Below are 25,736 nucleotides of genomic sequence, written 5' to 3'. Positions count from 1 at the left end.
GACTCCTCAATTCGCAGGGTAGGCAACCGATTTGATCTCGGTGTACTGGTCGAATCCGGCGATGCCGTTTTGTCGGCCGACGCCACTGGCCTTGTAGCCGCCGAACGGGGTGTCGGCGCCGTAGCCCGCGGTGCCGTTCAGACCGATGAAGCCCGCCCGCAGCCGCCTGGCCACCGACAGAGCCCGATCCAGCGAGCCCGCCATCACATTGCCGGCCAGACCGTAGGGGCTGTCGTTGGCGATGCGCACCGCGTCGTCTGCGTCGTCAAAGGGGATCACCGACAACACCGGGCCGAAGATCTCCTCCTGCGCGATCGTCATCGAGTTGTCGACATCGACGAATAGCGTTGGCATGACGAAGAATCCCTTGTCCATCCCGGCCGGCGCCTCGGCGCCCCCGACCACAAGCGTGGCGCCCTCCTCGACACCCTTCTCGATGTAGCCGCGGATGCGGCTGCGCTGGCGGTCGGAGATGACCGGGCCGCACAGCGTGCCTGGGTCCTGCGGGTCGCCCGCGGAGACACCCTCATAGATGCCGCGCAGGATTTCCACGCCCTCGTCGTAGCGGGAGCGCGGCAGCAGCAATCGGGTGGGGTTGGCGCAGCCCTGGCCGGCGTGCATGCACGGAGCGATGCCCATCATGCACCCGAGCGCGAAGTCCGCGTCCTCGAGGACGATGGTCGCCGATTTTCCACCGAGCTCGAGGAACAGCCGCTTCATGGTGGCGGCGCCCTTCTCCATGATCCGCTGCCCGACGACCGTCGAACCGGTGAACGAGATCAGGTCGACCTTCGGCGACAGCGTGAGCTCTTCACCGACGAGGTGGTCCGACGCGGTGACGACGTTCACCACACCCGCCGGGATGTCGGTGTTCTCGGCGATCAGCCGGCCCAGCCGGGTCGCGTTGTACGGCGTATCGGGCGCGGGCTTGAGGACGACGGTGTTTCCCGTCGCCAGTGCCTGGCCGATCTTGTGGATGGCGACCTCGAACGGGAAGTTCCACGGGACGATCGCACCGACCACGCCAACCGGCTCGCGCCAGACCTTGCGGGTGGTGTTCACCCCCGTGACCGACACCACCGTGTCGCCCAGGGATGTCTCCCAGGGATATTCGTCGATCAGCTTGGCCGGGTAGCGCAGCCCGTCGGCCAGCGGGGCGTCGAGCTGGGGACCGTGGGTGATGGCGCGCGGACAGCCCACCTCGAGGATCAGTTCCTCGCGCAGCTCCTCCCGTTCGGATTCCAGCGCCTCCTGCAATTGCAGCAGGCACCGTTGCCGGAAAGCATGATCGGTCGACCAGTCCGTCTGGTCGAACGCGCGCCGCGCGGCGTCGATGGCCCGGCGCATGTCGGCTTTCGACGCGTCGGCGACCTCGCCGAGTATCTCTTCGGTGGCCGGGTCGATGTTGGTGAAGGTCCCCGCCTGACCGTCGACCAGGGCGCCGTCGATCATCATCTTGGTTTCGAAGCGGACGCCTGCGCTGTCAGCCACTCTGGGTATCTCCTGATCTCATGGCGCCGAACCGCGGAATACCCATCATCAACCGGGTCATCTGGTGCAGTCCGGCCGACGGCAATATCCGGTTGACGATCACCAACATTCGCGCGTCCGGACCGATCGCCGTTTTGACGAAGGGCTTCCTGCTGTCGAGCGCCTTGGCCAGGCCCGTGGCGAACTTGTCCGGGGAACGCGCCGCCATCTTCATCGCGGCGCGGCCTCGTTTGTCCATGGTCTGGTGGTGGCGGGCGTACACGCCCTGCAGGTCACGGCAATCGGTGGTGCCCGCATCGGTGATGATCTCGGTGTCGTAGGTGCCGGTGACGACGACCGTCACACCGATGCCGAACGGTGCGATCTCGCCGGCCATCGACTCCCCCCACCTCTCCAGGGCACCTTTGACCGCGGAATACGCTGCGGTAGCCGGCATTCCACGAACTCCGCCCTGGCTGGACACCAGGACGATGCGGCCGGCGCCGGCTCGGCGCATCGACGGCAGCAGCTCCTTGGTCAGCAGCACCGGGCCGAAGATCGTTGTCGCGAACATTCGCTCCCAGAGTTCGGTCGGCGTCTCCTCGACCATGCCCGCCGCGGAGATGCCGGCGTTGTGCACCAGCCCGTACGGTGCGCCCACCGCATTCTCGATGGTCCGCGCCGCGGCGGTCACCGAACCCGGATCGGTCAGGTCGAGGCTGACGCCGACGAGTCTCGGATCGTCGTCGCCGGCCCCGGTGGCCTTTCGCAACACCTTCATACCGGTGTCCACCGAGCGCATCGCCGCGACCACACGCCAACCCCGCCGGTAGAGATTCGCCGCCGACGCCAGACCGAGCCCGCGGGAAGCGCCGGTGATGACGACACTGCGGCGTTCACCCGACATCGACGTGCTCGACATGGACCCCACTCGGACATGTAGCGTGAAACCTAACTTTTGTTCAGACAGTACCCAGCCGCAAACCCCTCGTCAACGATGCCGGGCCACGCACTTCTGCTACCGTTACCAAACATCCGGTCCGGGTTGGAGGTGCCGTGAGCAGGCGTAGCGACATACTTCAGTCCGCCGCCGCACTGATCGCCACCTCGGGACTGCGGACGTCGCTGCAGGAGATCGCCGACGCCGCAGGCATTCTGCCCGGAAGCCTCTACCACCACTTCGAATCGAAAGAAGCGATCTTCGTCGAGTTGCTGCGGCGTTATCACGACGACCTCGATGAGATCGCCCGGCAGGCTGAGCAGCGGCTCGACGACGCCGGATCGACATCGGCATTCGACCGTCTGGTCGAGCTCGGTTCGGCGATTGCCCAGTGCGCGGTGACCCACCGGGCGGCGTTGCAGATGACGTTCTACGAGTTCCCGTCCGACGACCCGGATCTGACGGCCCTCGCCCGGCAGCGTCCCTCTGCGACCTTGCAGGCCACCCTGCAGACGCTGCGGGCCGCCCGCTGGAGCGGTCACATCGGATCGCACGTCGACATCGCGATCCTCGCCGACCGCTTCGTCCAGACCATGCTGCACGTCGGCCTCGACGTCATCCGAAATGACGCCGGACCCGACAAGGTCGCCGCGCTGCTGTGCACGATCATGCTGCAAGGCCTTGCCACTCGTGCGGTCAGCGATGCCGAGCTCGACGCATCGGCCGCATTCCGCGCCGCCGACGAGGTGGTGCGGTCCTGGCAGACAGCTGACGGCCCGGAAGACGACGCCGCCCGCGTCCGGGCGGTCGCCCGGGCCGAGTTCGGCCGCAAGGGCTATGAATTCACGTCGATCCGGGACATCGCCGCCGCGGCGGGCATGGGAACCGGAACGGTGTACCGGCTGATCGGGTCCAAAGATCACCTGCTGACCGACATCATGCGGGCGTTCGGCGAGAAGATGGAGCCGGGGTGGACCGGCGTCCTGGGCTCGGACTCGTCACCGCTGGAGAAGCTCGACGCCGTGTCCTGGATCCACACCAACGTGCTGGACCGGTTCGGCGACGAGTTCCGCATCCAGTTGGCGTGGATGCGGCAGTCACCGCCGGACACCCGGGATCCCGGCTGGTTGTTCTCGACGCGGGTCGGTCAGATGGAAACGCTTCTCGCCGAGGGGATCAACTCCGGCGAGCTCACGATCGACGGTCCGTCGACCGAGATGCTCGCGCGGGCCGTGATCGGCCTCGGCTGGATCCCGGAGAACATCCTGCGTGACACCGGGACGCGAGCGGCACTGATCCACATCCGCGACACCTCGCTGCGCGGCGTCGCGACGCGCAGCGACTGAGATCAGCCGACGATCATCGGCAGCGTGCCCCAGCCCCGAACGCTGGAGGTGTGCGCCATCGCGGCGTTCTCGAGGTCGACATCCCACTGCGGCCAGCGCCTGAGCATCTCCTCGAGCGCGACCCGGGCCTGCATCCGCGCCAGCGACGAGCCGAGGCAGAAGTGCAACCCCTGCCCGAAGGAGAGGTGGGCGCCGGTGCGGTGGATGTCGAACTCCTCGCCGCGGGGATAGTGCCGCTCGTCTCGGTTGGCCGAGCCGTTGAGCAGCAACATGATCGATCCTTCGGGAATGCGCTGGCCGTGCTGTTCGGTGTCGCAAGCGACGTAGCGGGCTTGCACCGGTGACGGCGCCTGGTAGCGCAGCACCTCGTCGATCGCCCCGGGGATCAGGGAGTGGTCCGCCACCAGTTCGCGGCGCTGATCGGGGTGCTGTGCCAGCAGTTGGGCGATGAAACCGATCAGGCGCGTGGTGGTCTCGTTGCCGGCGCCGGCGATCATGCTGGTGTAGGTCAGCACCTCCAGACGGGTCAGTGGTCGCAGCTGACCGTCCTCTTCCACCTCCGCGTTGAGCAGCTGGGTCATCAGATCGTCGGAGGGGTGCTCGGCCCGCCACTCGATGTAGTCGGCGAACAGTTGGTATGCGTTCTCGAACGCGCTGGCCGACACCGATTGAAACGCGCCGTCTTTCAGGCCGATTTCGGCGTTCGTGCTGTCCCGGATGTGTTGCTGGCCTTCTTCGGGGATGCCCAGCAGGTAGCCGATCGTCCGCATCGGGATCAGAGCACCGAAGTCCGCGATCACGTCGAAACGCTCGGCGCCGGCCAGCGCATCCAGGGCCCGCACGCAGAATCCCCGCACCCGGTCTTCGATCGCTTCCATCCGCCGCGGCGTGAACACCTTCGACAGCAATCGCCGGTGCAGATCGTGCAGCGGCGGATCCTCGAACAAAATGACACCAGGCGGCACCTCGAGACCGCTCATGATGACGTCGATCGTGGTGCCGCGTCCCGACCGGTAGGTCGCCCAGTTGTGCAGTTCCCGGCTGACGTCGTCGTACCGGCTCAACGCATAGAAGTTGTACTTCTCGTTGACATAGAGCGGCGCTTCGTCGCGCATCCGCTTCCAGATCGGGTACGGGTCATCGTCGATCGCGAAGTCGAACGGGTCGTAGTACAGGTCCACGGCACTGGCGCCGGTCATTCGTCGCTCCTCTCAGTCGATCGCATTGCGCGGCAGGGTGGTGGGCAGGTCGAGAGAGCTGAGCAGGCCGGCCGGCGCCGCCACGACGTAGGGAACCGCGTTGACGACCCGCATCGCGGTGGCGGTCATCGCGGCGTGGCCGGCGCGATGTCCTTCGGCGGCCCCGACGTTCATGGCGCAGTGGATGTCCGGGTCACCCTCGATGTCGACGCGGTAGTCGGCGTCGAATTCCGATGACGGCCAGTCGGGAGCGACGCCACGCGCCATCCGGATGATGTGCTCCACGACGATGGCTTCGCGACCGTTGACCACGCCCGCCGCCCGCGTTCTCACCGCGCCGCACGTGCCTGCCGTGATGGTCCCGAAGGCCACCTCGATGCCGCGGTCGGTGAGACGGCGGTCGAGAGTTCCCCGTACTTCTTCGATCTCGACACCCAGTCCGGCGGCGATGAGGTGAATCGGTGCCCGCCAGGCCATCTCGATGAAGCCAGGGGTCTGCAGAAGCGGCTCGAACGAGAGAGGGCGGCCGAAGCCCATCCCGTTCATCATCACGTCGGCGACGGGATAGTGGTCGTTGAGCGCGACCTCGGTGACTGTCACCGTGCGGATCGTCTTGGATTGCGTCGACAGCAGCAGCGCGAGCTGATCGGATCCGAATCCCGGAAAGATTCCTGATGCGTAGAACGAGGCATCTCCCGCGCCGGCGGCCCGTTCCAGCTGACCGCGCCACGCGGGCGAGTAGTAGGCCGGCGGGTACACCAGGCTGGTTGACGATGTCGACACCACATTGATCCCCGCCTCGAGCAGCATCAGATAGTGCGGTATCGCGCCCGCGTCGCGATCCGGTCCGCTTGCGGCGTATACAACGCAATCAGGCTGTAGCGCAATCAGTTCGGCGGCGTCGTTGGTCGCCGCGACACCGATCGGATCGCCGCCGGCCAACTCCCCCGCGTCCTTGCCGACCTTCGCCGCGGAGTGCACCCACACCCCGACCAGCTCCAGATCGGACCGGCCCCGGATCGCGTCGATGGCGATCGACCCGACACCGCCCGTCGCCCAGACAACGACTCGCAGTGTCATGGCTTCTCCCGGGCGTTGCGGCTCGCGGTGACGGCCTGGTCGAGATATCGCCACGCCGTGTCCGGTGGCAGGCCACCGCACAACGGCAGCAGCGGCAGCGGCCTGCCGCCGCGGATGTATTCGGTCGCCTCGTCGGTGGTGAAGATCCGGTAGGGACCATCGGCGTCGCGCAGTTCGGGCACCGTCGACGCGCGGGAGATGCTGGCCACCGAGTCGTCGTGCCGATAGGACGCCGCGGTCACCGCGTCGTGGAGGAGATACGGGCCGAGTTCCTGCCACGCGGCGTCGAGGTCGTCGGCAACGAAGACCGTTGTCGGGACACCGTCGACCGGGAACTGCGCCATGCCGGGCTCGAATCCGTTGGCCCGGCATTCGGTTTCGTAGAGCGCACGGAGATCCGGTGAGGCGACCTGAGAGATGAGACCCAGACCGTGTCGGGCCGCGCGACGGGCCGCGGCCGTGCTGCCACCGGCGATCACCAGGCTCGGACCGTCGGGTGTGAATGGCGACGGCATCACCCGGACCCGTCGACCGTCGTGGTCGACCGGCGCCCCGCGCAGCAGTCTGCGCAGCAGATCGAGTAACTCATCAGCGCGCTTTCCGCGGCCGTGCGGATCGATGCCGAAGTGCTCGTACTCCTCGACCCGGTGCCCGATGCCGAGCGCGTAGGAGACCCGGCCCTTACTGATGATGTCCAGAACGCTGATCTCTTCGGCCAGACGGACCGGATCCCAGAAGGTGATGGGGACCGCGGCCAGCAGGATCGCCAGGTGCTTGGTCCGCGCGGCGATTGCCGCAGCCAGCAGCTGCGGCGCCGGTAGATGGCCGTCGTCGGTGCCGTGATGTTCGGACAGCACGGCGATGACGGCCCCGCGGTCTTCGGCCCACTCGCACATGTCGACCGCGGCCGCATAGAGATCGGCCGTCGGTGCCGAGCCCGCCGGTGCGCGCATGTCGAACCGCAACGTGAACATCAGGGCCACCATAACCTAAACTTTGTTCCTTCCTGCTTCGCTTTGCCCGGTTCCTTGACCATGCCGACGAGCGACTGTTACGTTCCGGATCAAAGGTTAGGTTTTGGAGGCAGTCATGGCTGGTGGCAGCTACCGGGTGGTCGTGTGGTCCACCGGCGGTATCGGGTCTATCGCGATCCGCGCCATTCAGGAGCGCCCCAACCTCGACCTGGTCGGCGTCTGGGTCCACTCCGCGGAGAAGGACGGTCGCGATGCCGGCGAGCTGGCCAACGGCGAGCCGATCGGCCTGGCGGTCACCACCGACGCCGACGCGTTGATCGCGCTCAAGCCGGACTGTGTCGTGTATGCCGCCAGCGGGCCGGAGCGTGACGCGTTGGCGATCCCTGATTACGTGAAGCTGCTCGGCGCGGGCATCAATGTCGTCACGACCAGCACCACCCGGCTGGTCAACCCGCACGCCTACGAGCCGGCCGAATGGCGCGACCAGATCGCCGCCGCGGCCAAGCAGGGTCAGGTGACGCTCTACGCGTCCGGCATCGAGCCCGGCTTCGCCGCCGACTACCTTCCGCTCGTGCTCTCGACCCAGTCATCGCGGATCGAGAAGATCCATTCCTACGAGATCGGGCTGTACGACGACTACGGCGTGCCGGACATCATGAGCGATGCGCTGGGCTTCGGCAGGCCGCTGGAGTATCAACCGTGGATCAGTTTCCCCGGCGCGATCGCGGGCGAATGGCACGGCCAGCTCCGCATGGTCGCCGACGCGCTCGGCGTTGAATTGCATTCGGTGCGTGAGACATTCGACCGCGCGGTGACGGAGCGGACGCTGGAGGTGGCCATGGGCACCGTCGAGGCGGGTACCTGCGGCGCGCTGCGTATGCAGGCGATCGGCATTGTCGACGGCAGAGACGCGATCGTCATCGAGCATGTCACGCGGCTGGCTCCCGACGTCGCGCCGAACTGGCCGACACTGCCGAACGCGCTGGGCTATCGCGTGGTGATCACCGGAACGCCGGACATCGACTGCACGTTCGACGTGACACTGCGGGACCGCAAGAAGGCCGGTATCGAATCGATGACCTCGGGAGCCGGCGCAATGGTGGCCACCGCGATGCGGGTGGTCAACGCCATCCCCTATGTCGTCGAGGCGGAGCCGGGTCTGGTCAGCTCGGTCGATCTGCCGCTGACCATCCCCCGCCAGGCGTTCAATCCGGCATAGCCCAGCGCGACAGCAACTCGGCCGCTTCGCTACCGAGCTGGCCGATCACGTCGGCGGCAGTCCGGACCGCGGTCAGCGCCCCGACTCCCTGGCCGGCATTGATCGGCGACCGGGTGAAGTCCTCGGCAGCGATGGCCTGGGCCAGTTCCGCGGCCGCTTCGGCGCCGAGTGAGCCTTCGTCGCCGTCCCACCGATCGCTGAAGGCGTTGCGCAACACCCGTTCTGGAAGCGAAGGCGGCCACGCGTAGCCCAGCGCGACGTCGAAAACACGGGTGGTGACGGTGTCGGTTCCGTCGGCTGCCAACAGCTGGGCACGCGTCGCGTCGGACAGCAGCGACTCGGTGCACGCCGTGAAGGCGGTCCCGAGCCAGGCCGCCGACGCACCAGCTGCCAGCACCGCAGCCACCCCGCGGCCCGACGAGATCCCGCCGGCCGCCAGCACCGGAACCGTGAGGTGGTCGAGAAGTTCGGTGAGCAATGGCAACGCGCCGACGAGGGGCCGGCCATGTCCGCCGCCCTCGCTACCGCGGGCGATCACCACGTCGACGCCCGCATCGGCGGCGCGCTGCGCGGTGAGCAGGTCGGGAACCTGGGTTGCGGCGAGCACGCCGACCTCATGCGCACGGCTCACCCACTCCCACCGGTCACCGAAGCTGATGCACAGCAGCGAAGGGCGGGCGGCCAGCGCGGTGTCGAGCAGGTCCGGCTGGCCGGCCGTCACCCAGTCGACCAAGCCAATGCCGAAGGGCCGGTTGATGTTCGACACATGCGGTAGTTCCGCCGCGAGCTTCTCGGCGGTCGCCGAGCTTCCCATCCCGATCATGCCGAGGCCGCCGGCGGTGGACACCGCCGCCGCCAGGGCGCCACCGGCGGCGCCACCCATCGGGGCGTTGACGATCGGCACGTCGATTCCCATCGCGTGGGACCAGTCCGTCGACAGCACTGCGCATCTCCTCAGACGTAGCGGTTGCGACCGGCCAGCACACCCATGACCATCTGCACCACATACACACCGAGCACCATGATCCACGGCACCGTCCAGCCACCGGTCAGATCATGGAGCGTGCCGAACAGGAAGGGGCCGATTCCGGCCAGCAGATAGCCGAAGCCCTGCGCCATCGACGACAGCGCCACGGTGTCCTCTGGGGTACGCGCGCGCAATCCAATCACGGTCAGGGCCAACGAGAACACGCTCATGCCGATGCCGATCAGCACGCTCCACAGCAGCGGACTGAAGTCAGGAGCGATCAACATCCCGATGACACCGGCAAAACCACACGCCCCGAGCCCGGCGATCCAGCCGCTCTGGTGGGTGGCACGCGCCGCCATCGGCGCCAGGACGAGGCTGATCGGCACGGCGATCACCGAGAGCAGCCCGACCAGCAGACCCGCCGAGGACTTGCTCACCCCACTGTCGATGAACACTTCGGGCAACCAGCCCATCATGATGTAGGCCAGTAGCGATTGCGTTCCGAAGAACAGCGTCACGGTCCAGGCCAAGGGATTCCGGATCAGGGACCGGCGGCCGCCGGAATCGGTGGAGTCGGCGGGACTCTCGACCCGGCGCGCGGCGATCAGCCACACCACCAACGCCACGACGGCCAGCACGGCCCACGCGCCCAACGCCGGGCGCCATCCGCCGGAGATGTTCTCCAGCGGTGGGGTGACGGCCGAGCCCAGCGCGCCGCCGCCCTGCAGGGCCGCGGTGTAGATGCCGGTCATCAGCCCGAGCCGGGCGGGGAACGACGTCTTGATCACCACCGGGATCAGCACATTGATGACGGCGATGCCCGCGGTCGCGACCAGGGTTCCGCCGATCACCACGTACGGCCCGTCGAGCACGCGGACCAGCAGTCCGACGATCAGCGTGGCCAGGGCCAGGCTGATAGATCGGCCGAGGCCGAACCGGCGAGACAGCGCCGCGGACGCCAATCCCGCTCCGGCAAAGCACAATCCGGGCAGTGTGGTCAGCACGCCGGCCCAGACCGCGGACGCACCGAGGGCGCGCTGCATGTCGCCGAGCACCGGCCCGATGCTGGTGACCGCGGGGCGCAGATTGAGCGCGGTGAGGACGACCGCGACGATCAGGACCGCGCCGCCGACGACCCGCCCGACGGGAGGCACTTCGCAAGCGCCGTCCAGTTCGAGGCTCAGGTCGTGCTCGTAGCGGCTCACCGCGCTATCGTGTCATACATCCCATGATCGGATGAAAAGGGTTTTGATGCCGTTAGCCGCCGCGCGCCCCGCCGGACTGGTCGACCATGCCATCGACCAGCTGCGGCAGTCGATCACCACCGGTGAATGGCCGGTCGGAACGCGGATCCCCACCGAGCCGAACTTGGCGACGGCGCTCGGCGTCGGGCGCAATACCGTGCGGGAAGCAGTCCGTGCGCTGGCCCATAGCGGCATCCTCGAAGTCCGCCGGGGCGACGGGACCTACGTACGGGCCACCAGCGAGATCTCCGGCGCCCTGAGCCGGATGTACGGGTCGAAACTGCGTGAGGTACTGCAGGTGCGCCGGTGCCTCGAGGTCGAGGGGGCGCGACTGGCCGCCGCTGCCCGCACCAAGGACGACCTCGCCGAGCTCGAGGAATTGCTCGCCCGCCGTGACGCTCTGCACGGCGGCGCCGACCGGGCCGAATTCTCCCGGGCCGACGCGCAGTTGCATTTCGCGGTCGTCCGCGCATCACACAACGCGGTGCTCATCGAGTTGTACCGGGGACTGACCGAAGCAGTCACCGAAAGTGTTGCCATCACCAGCGCGATGGACCCGGATGTCGGCCACGCCGCACTGATCGAGGCCATTGCCGAGCAGGACGCCGATCGGGCCGGAACCGAAGCCGGGCACTTCCTCGACGAACTCATCGGTGAGCTTCCAGCCCAAGGCATTTCGGACCGCTAGAGGCCGTTCTTGACGGCGGCAGCTTGTTTTTGCCCCAGCTGAGTGACGAATTCCGGGGGCGGGAACAACTCGGCGGGCGCGTCGAAGTCGATCGTGACGAATGCTCTCCCCTCCGTGAAGAGCAACACCGTCTTCCCCTTGGACTTGTCGGGTGAATTCCCCTCGACTTTCGTACCTCCAGTGCCGATGTCCACAGGTTTGGGCGTCCCGTTCACCGTGCTGCCGAGGGCCTTCTTGGCAGAGTCGAGAGCGTTGGCCGCGGCGGCGGGATCCGCGAAGACCAAGACGGTGTCGGTGATGACCCGGGAATTCTCTGGCCCGCTGAACGTAATCGCAGCGCCGGGCCGGCCATCCGGGTTCGAAACAGGCGGCGCGGCAGTAAACGTCATCGGCGCCTCGATGTCGGTCGGCTTGATCAAGAGTTTCGTGTAATCAACGGGCTGTCCCGGATTCGGCGCTACGACACTGCTTCTCGCCGACGTGGATGAGCCCGAGGTGTGCGGCGGCGAACTCGAGTTGCTGCTACAGCCCGCCGACAACGCCACCAGCGCCACAACCGCGCCGGCAACGGCGGTACTCCTTGGAGCAATCCACATGCGTCCGCTCTCCTTTCCTAGACCGCAACCGTATACGCACGAACTTCGGTGTCCTGAACACCTAGTCGTCGTAATAGCGGGCCTCGATGACGTTGCCGTCCGGGTCGGGGAAGTACATGCCTTCCGGTCCCCAGCCGCGGGCACCGAACGTCGGCGCCAGCCGGTCACCGGTGTCGATCCCTTCCGCCTGCAGGCGTTGGTCAAGGGCGTCGTACTCAGCTTTGGTCATCGCCAGGCACACGTGGTTGACGCGGTGTTGGGTACCGCCCTTGTCCGGCGACAGGTCGATGATCGAGTCGGCCGAGACCCGCACACTTGGGAAGGGCGCCTCGCCGGTGCGGAACTCATCGAAGCGCACCGGCTCCAGTCCGACGACACGCGAGTAGAAATCCATGGCCTTGGTGATGTCTTCGGTCCACAAGACAACATGGTCGAGCCGCATGATGCGGATGCTACGGAAAAACTTGGTGGGCGCGGACGGTATCGAACCGCCGACCGCTGGTGTGTAAAACCAGAGCTCTACCACTGAGCTACGCGCCCGTGCCCGGGCAGGTTACACGGCGGCCAGCGCCTGCGTCCAAACCGATGGATCGCGCGCCTCGCCCGGCTCTTTGCAGTCGGCGAACCGGATGACGCCGCCGCGGTCGATCGCAAAGGTGCCCCGATTGGCAATGCCGGCGTCGGCGTTGAACACCCCGTACGCCTGCGCCACCGCACCGTGCGGCCAGAAGTCGGAGAGCACCGGGAAGGAGAACGTGCTCTGGGTGGCCCAGACCTTGTGGGTTGGCGGCGGCCCGACCGAGATCGTCAGCGTGGCGGTGTCGTCGTTGGCGAACTCGTCCAGATGGTCGCGAACGTAGTCGAGCTCACCCTGGCAGATGCCGGTGAACGCCAACGGGAAGAACACCAGCAGCACGTTCTTCGCGCCGCGGAAGTCACTGAGCGTGACGGGCTGACCGTTCTGGTCTTTGAGCGTGAAGTCAGGGGCATCGGATCCGACCCCAGCTGTCACGAGTGCCTCCCGGCCGCCTTCGACTTCGGCTGCACCAGCCGGCTGGCGATCCAGTCCCCCAGATTGGCCGAGCTGGTCTGCATCAATCCCGCGGTGGGCGCCGACTCGGCGATCTCGGCGGGCTGAACGTGGCCGGGCTTGCCGGTCTTGGGTGTCACCACCCAGATGATGCCGTCGTCGGCCAACGGTGCGATCGCATCCATCAGCCGGTCCACCAGGTCACCGTCGCCGTCCCGCCACCACAGCAGGACCACATCGACCACCTCGTCGGCATCCTCGTCGAGCAGTTCCCCGCCGCTGGCGTCCTCGACGTCGACCCTGATGTCGTCGTCGGTGTCCTCGTCCCAGCCCAGCTCCTGCACGACCTGATTTTTTTGGATACCCAGCTTCTGGGCGTAGCTCGGGGGGCCACCCTCCGCGACCACCGTCGGAACCTCCTTGAATCAGGGTCGGCTGTCTAAGGCCTATCGTCGCACGACGACGACGATTACTCGCCGTGCGGTCGGAATCAGTACGTCGCGTCGCACAAGCTCAACGCGTTCGACCTCGTGTCGTTGAGGTCCTGAATGGTCTTGTTGAACTCTGCCGGACCTGCGTGTCCGGTGATTGCACTGGCTGTGGAGTGCGCGCCGTCGACCCACTCCGTGAACGCGGTTTTCAGGTCAGCCGGGATCGCGTCGGTGATGCTGGCGGCGACGGCCTCGGCGCTCTTGTTCAGCGCGTCGACCGCCGGGCCTTCGGTCGCGGCGATATCAGGAGTGGCCTGGTTGAAGGCGCTCACGTAGGCGTTGACCGCGTCGATCGCGTCGGCGCTGGAGGTGGACAGCGTCTCGCAGGTGTCGTGCATGGCCTGGGTGGTCAGCGAGGCCTGCCGTTCGGATTCGCGTGCGCTGGACGAGGCGGCCGACTCCGACACCGACACCGACATCGAGGTCCGGAAGGCCGGGGCGTCGCGCCCGTTGGCCGACGGCTGACCGCCGGTCACGCTGGTGCAGCCCACCACGCCGGCCAACACCGCCGCCGCACTGCCGACCAGCAGCCCGCCGATCCGGAGCTCGCGCGCATGTCTGATCAGCACCCCGGCAGGTTACCGGGTACGAGCTCCCCCCGGCGCGCTGCGAAGAATTCACCAACCCCTGGGTTGACTACTCGTCGGTACTGCCCCGATTGCGGCACGATAGGAGGTAGAGGGTGCAAAACCTGTGCCAGCTACTAAGGAGCTGAAGTTGACCACCGAGTTCGCGCGCCACGATCTGGCCCAAAACTCAAGCAGCCCAAGCGATTCCGATCGAGTACGGGTGATCCGCGAAGGCGTCGCGTCGTATCTGCCCGATATCGACGCCGAGGAGACCTCGGAATGGCTGGAGTCGTTCGACGACCTGCTGGCCCGTTCGGGCCCGGCCCGCGCGCGCTACCTGATGCTGCGATTGCTCGAGCGCGCCGGTGAGCAGCGGGTCGCCATCCCCGCGTTGACCTCAACCGACTACGTCAACACCATTCCCACCGAGCTGGAGCCCTGGTTCCCCGGCGACGAGGACGTCGAGCGCCGCTACCGTGCCTGGATCCGGTGGAACGCTGCGATCATGGTGCACCGCGCTCAGCGCCCCGGCGTCGGCGTGGGCGGGCACATCTCCACCTATGCCTCGTCGGCCGCGCTCTACGAGGTCGGCTTCAACCACTTCTTCCGCGGCAAGGCCCATCCGGGCGGCGGCGATCAGATCTTCATCCAGGGCCACGCGTCTCCGGGTATTTACGCGCGTGCGTTCCTGGAAGGACGACTCAGCGCGGATCAACTCGATGGCTTCCGCCAGGAACACAGCCACCCCGGCGGCGGTTTGCCGTCCTACCCGCACCCGCGGCTCATGCCCGACTTCTGGGAGTTCCCGACGGTGTCGATGGGCCTGGGCCCGATGAACGCCATCTATCAGGCGCGGTTCAACCACTACCTGGCCGACCGCGGCATCAAGGACACCTCCGATCAGCACGTATGGGCGTTCCTCGGCGACGGCGAGATGGACGAACCGGAGAGTCGCGGTCTGATCCAGGTCGCCGCCAACGAGGGTCTGGACAATCTGACCTTCGTGGTGAACTGCAACCTGCAGCGCCTCGACGGACCGGTGCGCGGCAACGGCAAGATCATCCAGGAGTTGGAGTCCTTCTTCCGCGGCGCCGGCTGGAACGTCATCAAGGTGGTGTGGGGCCGCGAGTGGGATGCGCTGCTGCACGCCGACAAGGACGGTGCGCTGGTCAACCTGATGAACACCACGCCCGACGGCGACTACCAGACCTACAAGGCCAACGACGGCGCCTACGTGCGCGACCACTTCTTCGGCCGCGACCCACGGACCAAGGCACTGGTGGCCGACATGAGCGACAGCGAGATCTGGAACCTCAAGCGCGGCGGCCACGACTACCGCAAGGTCTACGCCGCCTATCGCGCGGCGATGGAGCACAAGGGCCAGCCCACCGTGATCCTGGCCAAGACCATCAAGGGGTACTCACTGGGCGCCCACTTCCAGGGCCGCAACGCCACCCACCAGATGAAAAAGCTTGCACTGCAAGATCTTCGGGACTTCCGCGACGCCATCCGCATTCCGGTGTCGGACGAGCAGCTCGAAGAGAATCCCTACCTGCCGCCGTACTACCACCCCGGCCCCGAGGCGCCGGAGATCCGCTACCTCATCGACCGGCGCCGCGCGCTGGGCGGTTTTCTGCCCGAACGCCGCACCAAGGCCAAGGTGCTGACCCTGCCGCCGCGCGACGTGTACAAGGCCCTGAAGAAGGGGTCCGGCCAACAGCAGGTGGCGACCACCATGGCCACCGTGCGCACGTTCAAAGAACTGTTGCGGGACAAGGAGATCGGGCACCGAATCGTCCCGATCATTCCCGACGAGGCACGCACCTTCGGCATGGATTCCTGGTTTCCGAGCCTGAAGATCTACAACCGCAACGGCCAGCTGTACACCGCCGTCGACGCCGAGCTGATGCTGGCCTACAAGGAAAGTGAAGTCGGTCAGATCCTGCACGAGGGCATCAACGAGGCGGGCTCGACGGCGTCGTTCACCGCTGTCGGCACCTCGTATGCCACCCACAACGAGCCGATGATCCCGATCTACATCTTCTATTCGATGTTCGGGTTCCAGCGCACCGGAGACGGGCTGTGGGCGGCCGCCGATCAGATGGCCCGCGGATTCGTGCTCGGCGCGACCGCCGGGCGCACCACGCTGACCGGCGAAGGCCTGCAGCACGCCGACGGGCACTCGCTGCTGCTGGCCTCGACCAACCCCGCGGTGGTGGCCTACGACCCGGCGTTCGCCTACGAGATCGCCTACATCGTGGAAAGCGGCCTGGCCAGGATGTATGGCGAGGACCCGGAGAACGTCTACTTCTACATGACGATCTACAACGAGCCGTACGCCCAGCCTGCGGAGCCGGAGCACTTCGACCCCGAGGGCCTGTTGCGTGGCATCTACCGGTACCGGGCAGCACAACAGTCCAGATCCAACGTCGCGCAGATCCTGGCGTCCGGGGTCGCCATGCCCGAGGCGCTGCGAGCCGCCGACATGCTCTCCGAGCGCTGGGATGTCGCGGCCGACGTCTGGTCGGTGACGAGTTGGGGTGAACTCAACCGCGATGGTGTCGCGGTTGAGAAGGAGCTGCTTCGCCACCCGGACCGGACGGCGCGGACGCCGTACGTGACGCAGGCGCTGGCCGATACCGCGGGCCCCGCTGTCGCGGTATCGGACTGGATGCGAGCGGTTCCGGAGCAGATCCGACCGTGGGTGCCCAACACCTACGTCACGCTGGGCACCGACGGGTTCGGCTTCTCCGACACCCGGCCGGCCGCTCGCCGGTACTTCAACACCGACGCCGAATCAGTGGTGGTGGCGGTGCTCGAGGCGCTGGCCCGTGACGGCGAGATCGACCCGTCGGTCGCGATCGCCGCGGCGCGCGAGTACCGGATCGACGACGTGATGGCCGCCGAGGTCTCGTTCGTCGACACCGGCAGCGCGTAGGCGGGCTCCGGCCGCATTTGGTGGGAACATCCAGAAAATCGGCGTAGCTTTTAGGGGTGAGTGACAACCCGCTCCTGGAGCCCCTGCCGCCGTCGGCCCTGGAGCTGCTGGAGAACGTGCCTGATTCAACGCTGCGCCGGCTCAAGCAGTACTCCGGCAGGCTGGCCACTCAGGCCGTGCAGGCCATGCACGAGCACCTGCCGTTCTTCGGCGAACTGGAAGCCTCCCAGCGCGCCAGCGTCCAGCTGGTCCTACAGACCGCGGTGGTCAACTTCGCCGAGTGGATCCGCAACCCGCTGAGCAATGTGGGCTATACCGCCGACGCGTTCGCCCTGGTCCCGCAGGACCTGACCCGGCGGATCGCGCTGGCCCAAACCGTCGACATGGTTCGCGTCAGCATGCAGTACTTCGAGGTCGCAGTCCCCGCGCTGGGCCGCAACGACGAGCAGCGCACCGCGCTGGCGGTCGGCATCCTGCGCTACAGCCGTGACCTGGCATTCGCCGCGGCAGCCTCCTACGCCGACGCCGCCGAGGCTCGCGGGTCCTGGGACAGCCGGATGGAGGCGAGCGTCGTCGACGCCGTCGTCCGCGGTGACACCGGCCAGGAACTGCTGTCCCGGGCGGCTGCGCTGAACTGGGACACCACCGCGCCGGCGACCGTGGTGGTCGGTACCCCGCCGCCCGGACGGGAGGAGTTGGCCAGCGAAGACGTCCGTGAGATCGCCGCACGGCACAACCGGGCGGCGCTGGCCGACGTGCACGGCACCTGGCTGATCGGGATCATCTCCGGTCCGCTCGGGCCCACCGACAAGTTCTTCAAAGACCTGATCAACGCCTACTCCGACAGCCCAGTGGTGATCGGGCCGACCGCCCCGATGCTCACCGCGGCCTACCACAGTGCCCGCGAGGCGATATCCGGGATGAACGCCGTCGTCGGGTGGACCGGCGCGCCGCGTCCGGTGCTGGCGCGCGAATTGCTGCCTGAGCGAGCCCTTCTCGGTGACGCCTCGGCGGTCGCAGCACTGCACACCGAGATCATGCGGCCCCTTGCCGATGCCGGACCGGCGCTGTCGGAGACCCTCGACGCCTACCTCGACAGCGGCGGCGCGATCGAAGCTTGCGCCAGAAAATTGTTCGTTCATCCAAACACGGTCCGCTACCGACTCAAGCGGATCGCCGACTTCACCGGTCGCGATCCCACCGTGCCACGCGACGCGTACGTCCTGCGGGTGGCGTCCACAGTGGGCCGTCTGGGCTATCCTGCGCCCCCCAACACCACGGCAAACAGTTCTGTCGCACAACTCACAGCGCCGTTGGTCGGAAGTACGGGCAACGTCTGAAAAGAGCAGTAGATCGCGGTGAGGTATCGGGGACGTCGCATCACATGCACTTTTGTGGGACCTCCACAAAAACCTAAGACGAGGTTCATATTCTCTTACACCGTGCAGATCCGGTTTCACAGTGTTCTCTTAAAGAGTGCCTCATGAACCCGTGATCGCATTGCTGGCGCCCGGACAGGGCTCGCAGACCCCCGGCATGCTCGAGCCCTGGCTGGAGCTGCCCGGCGCGGCCGATCAGATCAAGACCTGGTCGGACATCGCAGGTCTCGACCTTGCCCGCCTGGGCACCACCGCAACTGCTGACGAGATCACCGACACCGCGGTCACCCAGCCGCTGGTCGTCGCGGCGACCCTGCTTGCCAACGCCGAGCTGGCCAAGCGCGGCACGCTGGCCGAGCACACGACCGTCGTCGCCGGTCACTCCGTCGGCGAGATCGCGGCATACGCGATCGCCGGCGTCATCTCGCCCGACGACGCGGTCAAGCTGGCCGCCGTCCGCGGGTCCGAGATGGCCAAGGCCTGCGCGGTCGAACCGACCGGCATGTCCGCGATCCTGGGCGGCGACGAGGCCGAGGTATTGGCCCGCCTGGAGGCGCTCGACCTGATCCCCGCCAACCGCAACGCCGCAGGCCAGATCGTGGCCGCCGGCGCCGTCGCGGCACTGGAGAAGCTGGCCGAGGATCCGCCGGCCAAGGCGCGCGTACGCCAGCTGGCCACCGCAGGCGCGTTCCACACCCGCTACATGGCGTCCGCGCTCGACGGCTACGCCGCCGCGGCCGCCGAGGTCGCCACCAACGAGCCCACCACCACGCTGCTCAGCAATGCCGACGGTCAGCCGGTAGCGTCTGCGCAAGACGCGATGGAGAAGCTCGTCGCGCAGCTCACCCGCCCGGTGCGCTGGGATCTGTGCACCGACACCCTGCGCCGGCTCTTTGAGAACGCAGAGGGCTCAGCGATCGTCGAGTTCCCGCCCGCGGGCACTCTGGCCGGAATCGCCAAACGAGAACTTCGGGGAGTCGCCAACCGTGCGATCAAGACCCCCGCAGACCTGGACGGACTCACCGAGCTCTAAAAGCCCCGGCCGACCAGGACAACCACATAGCAAGCCCGTTACGAAGTAACAAAACAAATCAAGAACCCAAGTAGCACAACCGATTACGAAGGAGCCACTGTGCCCGCCTCTCAGGATGAAATCATCGCCGGTCTCGCCGAGATCATCGAAGAAGTGACCGGCATCGAGCCGTCTGAGGTCACCCCGGAGAAGTCGTTCGTCGACGACCTGGACATCGACTCGCTGTCGATGGTGGAGATCGCTGTCCAGACCGAGGACAAGTACGGCGTGAAGATCCCCGACGAAGACCTCGCCGGTCTGCGCACCGTCGGTGACGTCGTCTCCTACATCCAGAAGCTCGAAGAGGAGAACCCGGAGGCTGCTGCCGCCCTGCGCGAGAAGTTCGCGGGCGAATGAGCAGGCCTTCCACTGCTAACGGCGGTTTCCCTAGCGTTGTCGTGACCGCCGTCGAGGCCACCACGGCGCTCGCCACGGATATCGAGAGCACGTGGAAGGGCTTGTTGGCAGGCGACAGCGGTATTCGCGAGCTCACCGACGACTTCGTCGACAAGTGGGACCTGCCGGTCCGTATCGGCGGCCACCTCGTCGAGGACATGGACAGCCACCTCACCCGTGTCGAACTGCGTCGCAATTCCTACGTGCAACGCATGTCTCTGGTGCTATCCCGACGGCTGTGGGAGAACTCGGGTAAGCCCGAGGTCGACCCGGACCGCTTCACGGTGGTGATCGGCACGGGTCTGGGTGGCGGCGAGAAGATCGTCGAGACCTATGACGCGATGAACGAGGGCGGGATCCGCAAGGTCTCGCCGCTGGCCGTTCAGATGGTCATGCCGAACGGTGCGGCCGCGGTCGCCGGCCTGGAACTGGGCGCCCGCGCCGGGGTCATCACCCCGGTGTCGGCGTGCTCATCCGGGTCGGAGGCCATCGCCCACGGGTGGCGGCAGATCGTCATGGGCGACGCGGATTTCGCGGTCGTCGGCGGTGTCGAGGGCACCATTGAAGCGCTGCCGATCGCTGCGTTCTCGATGATGCGCGCCATGTCGACGCGCAACGACGATCCCGCAGGTGCGTCGCGCCCGTTCGACAAGGATCGCGACGGGTTCGTCTTCGGCGAAGCCGGCTGCATGATGATCATCGAGACCGAGGAGCACGCCAAGGCCCGTGGCGCCAAGCCGCTGGCCCGGCTCATGGGTGCGGGCATCACCTCGGATGCCTTCCACATGGTGGCTCCGTCACCAGACGGTCTGCGCGCAGGCGCTGCGATGAAGCGGGCGATGGAGACGGCGGGCTTGTCCCCCAAGGACATCGACCACATCAACGCACACGGAACGGCAACCCCGATCGGTGACACCGCCGAGGCAACTGCTATCCGGGTCGCCGGATGCGAGCATGCCGCCGTGTACGCGCCGAAGTCAGCGCTCGGCCATTCCATCGGCGCCGTCGGCGCCTTGGAATCGGCTCTCACGGTGCTGAGCCTGCGCGACGGCGTCATCCCACCGACGCTGAACTACGAAACGCCGGATCCGGAGGTCAACCTGGATGTCGTTGCGGGAGAACCGCGTTACGGCGACTACCAGTACGCGATCAACAACTCGTTCGGATTCGGAGGGCACAACGTCGCGCTCGCCTTCGGGCGGTACTGACACCGATCCGGGGGAAAGGATTAGCAGAAAGCAATGGCAGGGTTGACGCGTTTGTCGCGTTTATCGACGGGGAACGGCTTCCCCAACGTGGTCGTCACGGGTGTTGCGATGACGACCGCCCTGGCATCCGATGCCGACAGCACGTGGAAGCGGCTGTTGGACGGGCAGAGCGGGATCCGGCTTCTCAACGACGAATTCGTCGAGAAGTACGACCTGCCTGTCCGCATCGGGGGGCATCTGGTCGAGGAGTTCGACGGTGAGCTGACTCGCGTCGAACTTCGTCGGCTGTCCTATCTGCAGAAGATGTCCACGGTGCTCAGTCGGCGCGCGTGGCAGAACGCCGGTTCACCCGAGGTGGATCCGAAGCGGCTGATGGTGTCGATCGGCACCGGCATGGGCTCCACCGAGGAATTGGTGTTCGCCTACGACGGGATGCGCGCCAAAGGCCTTAAAGCGGTGTCGCCGCTTGCGGTTCAGATGTACATGCCCAACGCTGCCGCAGCAGCCGTCGGCCTCGAACTCAAGGCCAAGGCCGGAGTCATCACCCCGGTCTCGGCGTGCGCCTCGGGGTCGGAGGGAATCGCCCAGGCATGGCGACAGATCGTTCTCGGTGAAGCCGACATCGCGGTGTGCGGTGGGGTCGAGACCAAGATCGAAGCGGTGCCGATCGCCGGCTTCGCTCAGATGCGAATTGTCTTGTCCACCACCAATGACGACCCGGCCGGCGCATGCCGCCCGTTCGACAAGGACCGCAACGGGTTCGTCTTCGGCGAGGGCGGTGCGCTCCTGGTCATCGAGACCGAGGAGCACGCCAAGGCCCGCGGGGCCAACATCCTCGCGCGCATCATGGGGGCAGGCATCACCTCGGACGGCTACCACATCGTGGCGCCCGATCCGAACGGGGAGCAGGCAGGACACGCGATCACCCGGGCAATCCAGCTCGCGGGTCTCGAGCCCTCTGACATCGATCACATCAATGCCCATGCGACGGGCACCCAGGTGGGTGACGTCGCGGAAGGCAAGGCGATCAACAATGCGCTCGGCAATCACCGGCCAGCCGTCTACGCGCCCAAATCGGCGCTGGGTCACTCGGTGGGCGCCGTCGGCGCGGTGGAGTCGATCCTCACCGTGTTGGCGCTGCGGGACGGCGTTGTGCCGCCCACGCTCAACCTGCGGAACCTCGATCCGGAGATCGATCTGGACGTGGTGGCCGGTGAACCCCGGCCAGGCAACTACCAGTACGCGATCAACAACTCGTTCGGATTCGGTGGTCACAACGTCGCGATCGCCTTCGGGAAGTACTGAGCTCCAGTGACTCTCGACAGCGTTGACCGACATCCGCGCACTATGGAGGTTTAGATGACGATCATGGCCCCTGAGACGGTCGGCGAATCCCTCGACCCTCGCGACCCGCTGCTGCGGCTGTCCACGTTCTTCGACGACGGCAGCGTGCAGCTGCTGCACGAACGTGACCGCTCCGGTGTGCTGGCCGCCGCCGGCACCGTCAACGGTGTGCGCACGATCGCCTTCTGCACCGACGGCACCGTCATGGGCGGCGCCATGGGCGTGGAGGGCTGCCAGCACATCGTCACCGCCTACGACACCGCCATCGAGGAGCAGAGCCCGATCGTGGGCATCTGGCATTCCGGCGGCGCGCGACTGGCCGAGGGCGTCAAAGCGCTGCACGCGGTGGGGCTGGTCTTCGAAGCCATGATCCGCGCTTCGGGCTACATCCCCCAGATTTCGGTCGTGGTCGGCTTCGCCGCGGGCGGCGCGGCCTACGGCCCCGCCCTGACCGACATCGTCATCATGGCCCAGGAGGGCCGGGTGTTCGTCACCGGACCCGACGTGGTGCGCAGCGTGACCGGCGAGGACGTTGACATGGCCTCCCTCGGCGGCCCCGATACCCACCATAAGAAGTCCGGCGTGTGCCACATCGTCGCCGACTCCGAACTCGACGCCTACGAGCGCGGTCGCCGGTTGGTCGGATTGTTCTCTCAGCAGGGACATTTCGACCGCAGCAAGGCCGAAGCCGGTGACACCGACCTGCACGCGCTGCTGCCGGAATCGGCCCGCCGCGCCTACGATGTGCACCCGCTGGTCGAGGCACTGCTGGATGCGGACACCCCGTTCGAGGAATTCCAGGGCAAGTGGGCACCGTCGATCGTCGTCGGCCTGGGTCGGCTGTCGGGTCGCACCGTCGGCGTCATCGCCAACAACCCGCTGCGTCTGGGCGGCTGCCTGAACTCCGAAAGCGCCGAGAAGTCCGCGCGTTTCGTGCGGCTGTGCGATGCCTTCGGCATCCCGCTGGTCGTCGTGGTCGACGTCCCCGGCTACCTGCCCGGTGTGGACCAGGAGTGGGGTGGCGTGGTCCGCCGCGGCGCGAAGCTGCTGCACGCCTTCGGTGAGGCAACGGTTCCCCGGGTCACCCTGGTGACGCGAAAGATCTACGGCGGGGCCTACATTGCGATGAATTCGCGCTCGTTGGGCGCCACCAAGGTGTTCGCCTGGCCGGATGCCGAGGTCGCGGTCATGGGCGCCAAGGCCGCTGTCGGCATCCTGCACAAGAAGAAGTTGGCCGCCGCCCCGGATCACGAACGCGAAGCCCTGCACGAGGAATTGGCGGCCGAGCATGAGCGGATCGCTGGCGGCGTGGACAGTGCGGTCGAGATCGGCGTGGTCGACGAGAAGATCGACCCGGCCCACACCCGCAGCAAGCTGACGCAGGCCCTCGCCGAGGCACCGGCCCGGCGCGGACGCCATAAGAACATCCCGCTGTAGTCAGGCGGTGGCCAGGAACTCCTGCGCGGCGGCGAGCGCACGGTTCCGGTCGACCTCCACCAGGCCGATCCGGGTGCGCCGGTCGAGGATGTCGTCGGCACTCAACGCGCCCTCGTGGGTAACCGCGAACTCGAATTCCGCACGGGTGACGTCGATTCCGTCGGCTACCTGGTCTGTGGGCCTGCTCAACCGCGCCGACGCGATGACATTGGGCGACTCGGCACCGTAACGAGCCACCAGGGAGCCCGGCAGATCGCTGGTTGTACGCAGCGTGGCAACGGGATTGGCGGCCGCGCCGACGAGCGGGAGGTTCCGGGTCCGGCACGGCTGCGCGGTCATCGCACGTGCCGCCAGGGCGCGGTCGAGGACGCTCTCAGCCATGTGCCGGTATTCGGTGAGCTTGCCACCCACCACACTGAACACGCCGTTGCTCGACTCGATCACGGCGTGTTCGCGCGACAAGTCAGAGGTTCTGCCCTCACCCGTGTCGATCAACGGGCGCAACCCCGCGTATGCGCCCTTGACGTCTGCGGTCGTCAACGCTGTCCCCAGCGCGGTGTTGACCGTATCGAGCAGGAAGCGGATTTCGTCCGGTGTCGGTTCGGGCACATCGGGAATCGGGCCTGGCGCGTCCTCGTCGGTCAGCCCGAGATAGACGCGACCGAGCTGTTCGGGCATCGCGAAAACGAAGCGGTTGACCTCGCCAGGAATCGGAATGGTCAGCGCCGCAGTGGGATTCCCGAACGAGCCGGCGTCGAACACCAGATGCGTTCCCCGGCTCGGCCGCAGCTTGATTGCCGCGTCCACTTCGCCGGCCCACACTCCCGTCGCGTTGATCACCGCGCGGGCCTTCACATCCAGCGATTCGCCGGTGATTTCGTCCATCAACCGGACCGAGGCGCCGCTGGCGGCCGCCGCCGACACCCGGGTCAAGATCCGTGCGCCGTTCTGGGCGGCGGTACGCGCCACGGCGACCACCAGCCTGGCGTCGTCGATCAGCTGACCGTCATAGGCCAACAGTCCGCCGCCGAGACCTTCCCGTCGAATCGTCGGGACCATCCCCAACGCCTGCGACACACCAACCCGCCGTGATCGAGGCAAAGTCGACGACGTGGTGCCCGCCAGGATCCGCAGCGCATCACCGGCCACGAAACCTGTTCGGATCAAAGCGCGTTGACCGCGTCCGATCGATGGCAGCAAGGGAACGAGCTGCGGCATGGCGCTCACCAGGTGCGGGGCGTTACGGGTCATCAGGATGCCGCGCTCGATGGCGCTGCGCCGCGCGATCCCGACGTTGCCGGTGGCCAGGTACCGCAGCCCGCCGTGCACGAGCTTGGAACTCCACCGGCTGGTGCCGAACGCCAGGTCATGCTTTTCGACCAGCACCACGGACAGGCCGCGGCTGGCGGCGTCGAGCGCGATGCCGGTCCCGGTGATGCCGCCGCCGATCACGACGACGTCGACCTGGGCGCCGTCGCCGAGTTCGGTCAGGTCGGCGGTTCGGCGGGTGGCGTTGAGGGCGGTGAGGTCACTCATGGGGCGAGGTATCCGTTCAGGGCGTGCGACAGCTCGGCGCTCAGGGCGTCGGCGTCGAGGATGGGTTCGACGATCTGGGCGGACTGGATCGCGGACTGACCGATAAGCAGCACCATCGCCGACAACTGACGGACATCGCCGGTCCGCACGCTGCCGTCGGCCTGGGCTTCCCGCAGTGCGTCGACGAGGAGGTCGATGAGGATCTGCTGGCTGGTGCCCAACCGTCCGGCGATGTACGTCATCGCCAAGTCCGGGGCTGATCGCAGCACCGAGGTGATCAGTTCGTCGTCCCGTAGGCGACGGGCCACCTCGACAATCCGCTCGACGAGGCCGCCGCGGCCGGCCGCCCCCGGTGCGACGGCGCGCCAGGTACCGGTGATCCGTTCGGTGAGCAGCGAAGCCACGATGGTGCGGGTGTCTGGCCACCGGCGATACACCGTCGGACGGCTGACACCGGCTCGTCGTGCGATTTCGGCGAGCGTGACCCGCTCGACCCCGAAGTCCCGGACACAGCTTGCGGCGGCGGCCATGATCCGGTCGCCGATGTCCACCGATTCGTCGTTACTGATTGACAGCATCTGTAATACTGTAACGCATGAGCGATGACGCC

General features: G+C 66.9%; 24 protein-coding genes and 1 tRNA gene. 10 read left to right on the top strand and 15 right to left on the bottom strand.

Features of this window, described 5'->3' with window-relative positions; genetic code table 11:
* Positions 1–6: 6 nt before the first annotated feature.
* Together Y900_RS22335 and Y900_RS22330 are read right to left on the bottom strand one after the other, a co-directional pair.
* Positions 7–1,455: an aldehyde dehydrogenase family protein gene (locus Y900_RS22335; RefSeq protein ID WP_051660452.1), complete on the bottom strand. Its 1,449-nt coding sequence runs from the start codon at positions 1,453–1,455 to the stop codon at positions 7–9.
* Positions 1,456–1,483: 28 nt separating this feature from the next.
* Positions 1,484–2,392 (bottom strand): SDR family oxidoreductase, encoded by a 909-nt coding sequence (locus Y900_RS22330; RefSeq protein WP_036347520.1) that lies wholly within the window; start codon positions 2,390–2,392, stop codon positions 1,484–1,486.
* A gap of 134 nt (positions 2,393–2,526) precedes the next feature.
* Here Y900_RS22330 and Y900_RS22325 point away from each other — a divergent pair, with 134 nt between their 5' ends.
* Complete coding sequence (locus Y900_RS22325) at positions 2,527–3,756, top strand: TetR/AcrR family transcriptional regulator (RefSeq protein ID WP_036344592.1); 1,230 nt, start codon at positions 2,527–2,529, stop codon at positions 3,754–3,756.
* A 2-nt stretch (positions 3,757–3,758) separates the two neighbouring features.
* Here Y900_RS22325 and Y900_RS22320 read toward each other — a convergent pair whose 3' ends face one another.
* From Y900_RS22320 to Y900_RS22310, 3 genes are read right to left on the bottom strand one after another with little or no spacing between them, the layout of a single operon-like run.
* The gene (locus Y900_RS22320; protein ID WP_036344591.1) at positions 3,759–4,955 is read right to left on the bottom strand and encodes a cytochrome P450; all 1,197 of its coding nucleotides are present in this window, start codon (positions 4,953–4,955) and stop codon (positions 3,759–3,761) included.
* Between the two features lie 12 nt (positions 4,956–4,967).
* The gene (locus tag Y900_RS22315) at positions 4,968–6,035 is read right to left on the bottom strand and encodes an NAD(P)H-dependent amine dehydrogenase family protein (protein ID WP_036344590.1); all 1,068 of its coding nucleotides are present in this window, start codon (positions 6,033–6,035) and stop codon (positions 4,968–4,970) included.
* Positions 6,032–7,009, bottom strand: coding sequence for an LLM class flavin-dependent oxidoreductase (locus tag Y900_RS22310; RefSeq protein ID WP_036347517.1), 978 nt, complete (start codon positions 7,007–7,009; stop codon positions 6,032–6,034). The genes Y900_RS22315 and Y900_RS22310 overlap by 4 nt, the downstream gene beginning before the upstream one ends.
* 115 nt (positions 7,010–7,124) lie before the next feature.
* Here Y900_RS22310 and Y900_RS22305 point away from each other — a divergent pair, with 115 nt between their 5' ends.
* Positions 7,125–8,228 (top strand): NAD(P)H-dependent amine dehydrogenase family protein, encoded by a 1,104-nt coding sequence (locus Y900_RS22305; protein WP_036344588.1) that lies wholly within the window; start codon positions 7,125–7,127, stop codon positions 8,226–8,228.
* Here the strand turns inward: Y900_RS22305 and Y900_RS22300 are convergent.
* Both Y900_RS22300 and Y900_RS22295 read right to left on the bottom strand, forming a co-directional pair.
* Positions 8,215–9,144: an NAD(P)H-dependent flavin oxidoreductase gene (locus Y900_RS22300; RefSeq protein ID WP_036344586.1), complete on the bottom strand. Its 930-nt coding sequence runs from the start codon at positions 9,142–9,144 to the stop codon at positions 8,215–8,217. The genes Y900_RS22305 and Y900_RS22300 overlap by 14 nt on opposite strands.
* A gap of 38 nt (positions 9,145–9,182) precedes the next feature.
* Positions 9,183–10,382 carry a CynX/NimT family MFS transporter gene (locus tag Y900_RS22295; RefSeq protein ID WP_051660451.1) on the bottom strand — a complete coding sequence of 400 codons (1,200 nt, stop codon included), beginning with the start codon at positions 10,380–10,382 and terminating at the stop codon, positions 9,183–9,185.
* A gap of 67 nt (positions 10,383–10,449) precedes the next feature.
* On the opposite strand from Y900_RS22295, the gene Y900_RS22290 reads away from it, so the two are divergent.
* Entirely contained in the window at positions 10,450–11,130 is a 681-nt protein-coding gene (locus tag Y900_RS22290) for a FadR/GntR family transcriptional regulator (RefSeq protein WP_036344584.1), read from the top strand.
* Here the strand turns inward: Y900_RS22290 and Y900_RS22285 are convergent.
* The 6 genes from Y900_RS22285 to Y900_RS22260 all read right to left on the bottom strand — a co-directional run bounded on the left by Y900_RS22285 (position 11,127) and on the right by Y900_RS22260 (position 13,816).
* Positions 11,127–11,726 carry a hypothetical protein gene (locus Y900_RS22285; RefSeq protein ID WP_036344583.1) on the bottom strand — a complete coding sequence of 200 codons (600 nt, stop codon included), beginning with the start codon at positions 11,724–11,726 and terminating at the stop codon, positions 11,127–11,129. The genes Y900_RS22290 and Y900_RS22285 overlap by 4 nt on opposite strands.
* A 61-nt stretch (positions 11,727–11,787) precedes the next feature.
* Positions 11,788–12,168: a VOC family protein gene (locus Y900_RS22280; protein WP_036347513.1), complete on the bottom strand. Its 381-nt coding sequence runs from the start codon at positions 12,166–12,168 to the stop codon at positions 11,788–11,790.
* Positions 12,169–12,191: 23 nt separating this feature from the next.
* Positions 12,192–12,266: transfer RNA gene (locus tag Y900_RS22275), tRNA-Val, on the bottom strand.
* Positions 12,267–12,279: 13 nt separating this feature from the next.
* Positions 12,280–12,738 (bottom strand): peroxiredoxin, encoded by a 459-nt coding sequence (locus tag Y900_RS22270; RefSeq protein WP_036344581.1) that lies wholly within the window; start codon positions 12,736–12,738, stop codon positions 12,280–12,282.
* On the bottom strand, positions 12,735–13,163 hold the full coding sequence (locus Y900_RS22265; protein ID WP_036344580.1) for a DUF3052 domain-containing protein: 429 nt from the start codon (positions 13,161–13,163) through the stop codon (positions 12,735–12,737). Before Y900_RS22265 ends, Y900_RS22270 begins: the two co-directional genes overlap by 4 nt.
* Positions 13,164–13,246: 83 nt before the next feature.
* Entirely contained in the window at positions 13,247–13,816 is a 570-nt protein-coding gene (locus Y900_RS22260; RefSeq protein ID WP_237752626.1) for an Rv2240c family protein, read from the bottom strand.
* A gap of 148 nt (positions 13,817–13,964) precedes the next feature.
* On the opposite strand from Y900_RS22260, the gene aceE reads away from it, so the two are divergent.
* From aceE to Y900_RS22225, 7 genes are all read left to right on the top strand, one after another.
* Positions 13,965–16,754, top strand: coding sequence for a pyruvate dehydrogenase (acetyl-transferring), homodimeric type (gene aceE / locus Y900_RS22255; RefSeq protein WP_036344578.1), 2,790 nt, complete (start codon positions 13,965–13,967; stop codon positions 16,752–16,754).
* 56 nt (positions 16,755–16,810) lie between these two features.
* On the top strand, positions 16,811–18,094 hold the full coding sequence (locus Y900_RS22250; RefSeq protein ID WP_036344577.1) for a PucR family transcriptional regulator: 1,284 nt from the start codon (positions 16,811–16,813) through the stop codon (positions 18,092–18,094).
* A 151-nt stretch (positions 18,095–18,245) separates the two neighbouring features.
* Positions 18,246–19,166 (top strand): ACP S-malonyltransferase, encoded by a 921-nt coding sequence (locus Y900_RS22245; protein ID WP_081845198.1) that lies wholly within the window; start codon positions 18,246–18,248, stop codon positions 19,164–19,166.
* A 99-nt stretch (positions 19,167–19,265) separates the two neighbouring features.
* On the top strand, positions 19,266–19,562 hold the full coding sequence (gene acpM, locus Y900_RS22240; protein ID WP_005144687.1) for a meromycolate extension acyl carrier protein AcpM: 297 nt from the start codon (positions 19,266–19,268) through the stop codon (positions 19,560–19,562).
* Entirely contained in the window at positions 19,559–20,809 is a 1,251-nt protein-coding gene (gene kasA, locus Y900_RS22235; protein WP_036344575.1) for a 3-oxoacyl-ACP synthase KasA, read from the top strand. The genes acpM and kasA overlap by 4 nt, the downstream gene beginning before the upstream one ends.
* A gap of 33 nt (positions 20,810–20,842) precedes the next feature.
* Complete coding sequence (gene kasB, locus Y900_RS22230; RefSeq protein ID WP_036344574.1) at positions 20,843–22,114, top strand: 3-oxoacyl-ACP synthase KasB; 1,272 nt, start codon at positions 20,843–20,845, stop codon at positions 22,112–22,114.
* A 54-nt stretch (positions 22,115–22,168) separates the two neighbouring features.
* On the top strand, positions 22,169–23,590 hold the full coding sequence (locus Y900_RS22225; RefSeq protein ID WP_036344573.1) for an acyl-CoA carboxylase subunit beta: 1,422 nt from the start codon (positions 22,169–22,171) through the stop codon (positions 23,588–23,590).
* Here the strand turns inward: Y900_RS22225 and Y900_RS22220 are convergent, their stop codons facing one another.
* Complete coding sequence (locus Y900_RS22220; protein WP_036344571.1) at positions 23,591–25,126, bottom strand: glycerol-3-phosphate dehydrogenase/oxidase; 1,536 nt, start codon at positions 25,124–25,126, stop codon at positions 23,591–23,593.
* On the bottom strand, positions 25,123–25,704 hold the full coding sequence (locus tag Y900_RS22215; protein WP_036344570.1) for a TetR/AcrR family transcriptional regulator: 582 nt from the start codon (positions 25,702–25,704) through the stop codon (positions 25,123–25,125). Before Y900_RS22215 ends, Y900_RS22220 begins: the two co-directional genes overlap by 4 nt.
* Positions 25,705–25,736 lie beyond the last annotated feature (32 nt).

The sequence above is a fragment of the Mycolicibacterium aromaticivorans JS19b1 = JCM 16368 genome (assembly GCF_000559085.1).
Taxonomy (GTDB): Bacteria; Actinomycetota; Actinomycetes; order Mycobacteriales; family Mycobacteriaceae; genus Mycobacterium; species Mycobacterium aromaticivorans.
The sequence above is the reverse complement of the archived record's forward strand: the minus strand, read 5'-3'. Positions and strand labels throughout refer to the sequence as shown.

What these genes read in the sequence shown, in the direction of transcription:
- Y900_RS22330 (WP_036347520.1), bottom strand. Translation starts at nt 2,392, where the DNA reads ATGTCGAGCACGTCGATGTCGGGTGAACGCCGCAGTGTCGTCATCACC.
- Y900_RS22335 (WP_051660452.1), bottom strand. Translation starts at nt 1,455, where the DNA reads ATGATGATCGACGGCGCCCTGGTCGACGGTCAGGCGGGGACCTTCACC.
- Y900_RS22220 (WP_036344571.1), bottom strand. Translation starts at nt 25,126, where the DNA reads ATGAGTGACCTCACCGCCCTCAACGCCACCCGCCGAACCGCCGACCTG.
- Y900_RS22300 (WP_036344586.1), bottom strand. Translation starts at nt 9,144, where the DNA reads ATGGGAATCGACGTGCCGATCGTCAACGCCCCGATGGGTGGCGCCGCC.
- kasA (WP_036344575.1), top strand. Translation starts at nt 19,559, where the DNA reads ATGAGCAGGCCTTCCACTGCTAACGGCGGTTTCCCTAGCGTTGTCGTG.
- Y900_RS22225 (WP_036344573.1), top strand. Translation starts at nt 22,169, where the DNA reads ATGACGATCATGGCCCCTGAGACGGTCGGCGAATCCCTCGACCCTCGC.
- Y900_RS22290 (WP_036344584.1), top strand. Translation starts at nt 10,450, where the DNA reads ATGCCGTTAGCCGCCGCGCGCCCCGCCGGACTGGTCGACCATGCCATC.
- Y900_RS22215 (WP_036344570.1), bottom strand. Translation starts at nt 25,704, where the DNA reads ATGCTGTCAATCAGTAACGACGAATCGGTGGACATCGGCGACCGGATC.
- Y900_RS22305 (WP_036344588.1), top strand. Translation starts at nt 7,125, where the DNA reads ATGGCTGGTGGCAGCTACCGGGTGGTCGTGTGGTCCACCGGCGGTATC.
- Y900_RS22315 (WP_036344590.1), bottom strand. Translation starts at nt 6,035, where the DNA reads ATGACACTGCGAGTCGTTGTCTGGGCGACGGGCGGTGTCGGGTCGATC.
- Y900_RS22320 (WP_036344591.1), bottom strand. Translation starts at nt 4,955, where the DNA reads ATGACCGGCGCCAGTGCCGTGGACCTGTACTACGACCCGTTCGACTTC.
- kasB (WP_036344574.1), top strand. Translation starts at nt 20,843, where the DNA reads ATGGCAGGGTTGACGCGTTTGTCGCGTTTATCGACGGGGAACGGCTTC.
- Y900_RS22310 (WP_036347517.1), bottom strand. Translation starts at nt 7,009, where the DNA reads ATGTTCACGTTGCGGTTCGACATGCGCGCACCGGCGGGCTCGGCACCG.
- Y900_RS22285 (WP_036344583.1), bottom strand. Translation starts at nt 11,726, where the DNA reads ATGTGGATTGCTCCAAGGAGTACCGCCGTTGCCGGCGCGGTTGTGGCG.
- Y900_RS22280 (WP_036347513.1), bottom strand. Translation starts at nt 12,168, where the DNA reads ATGCGGCTCGACCATGTTGTCTTGTGGACCGAAGACATCACCAAGGCC.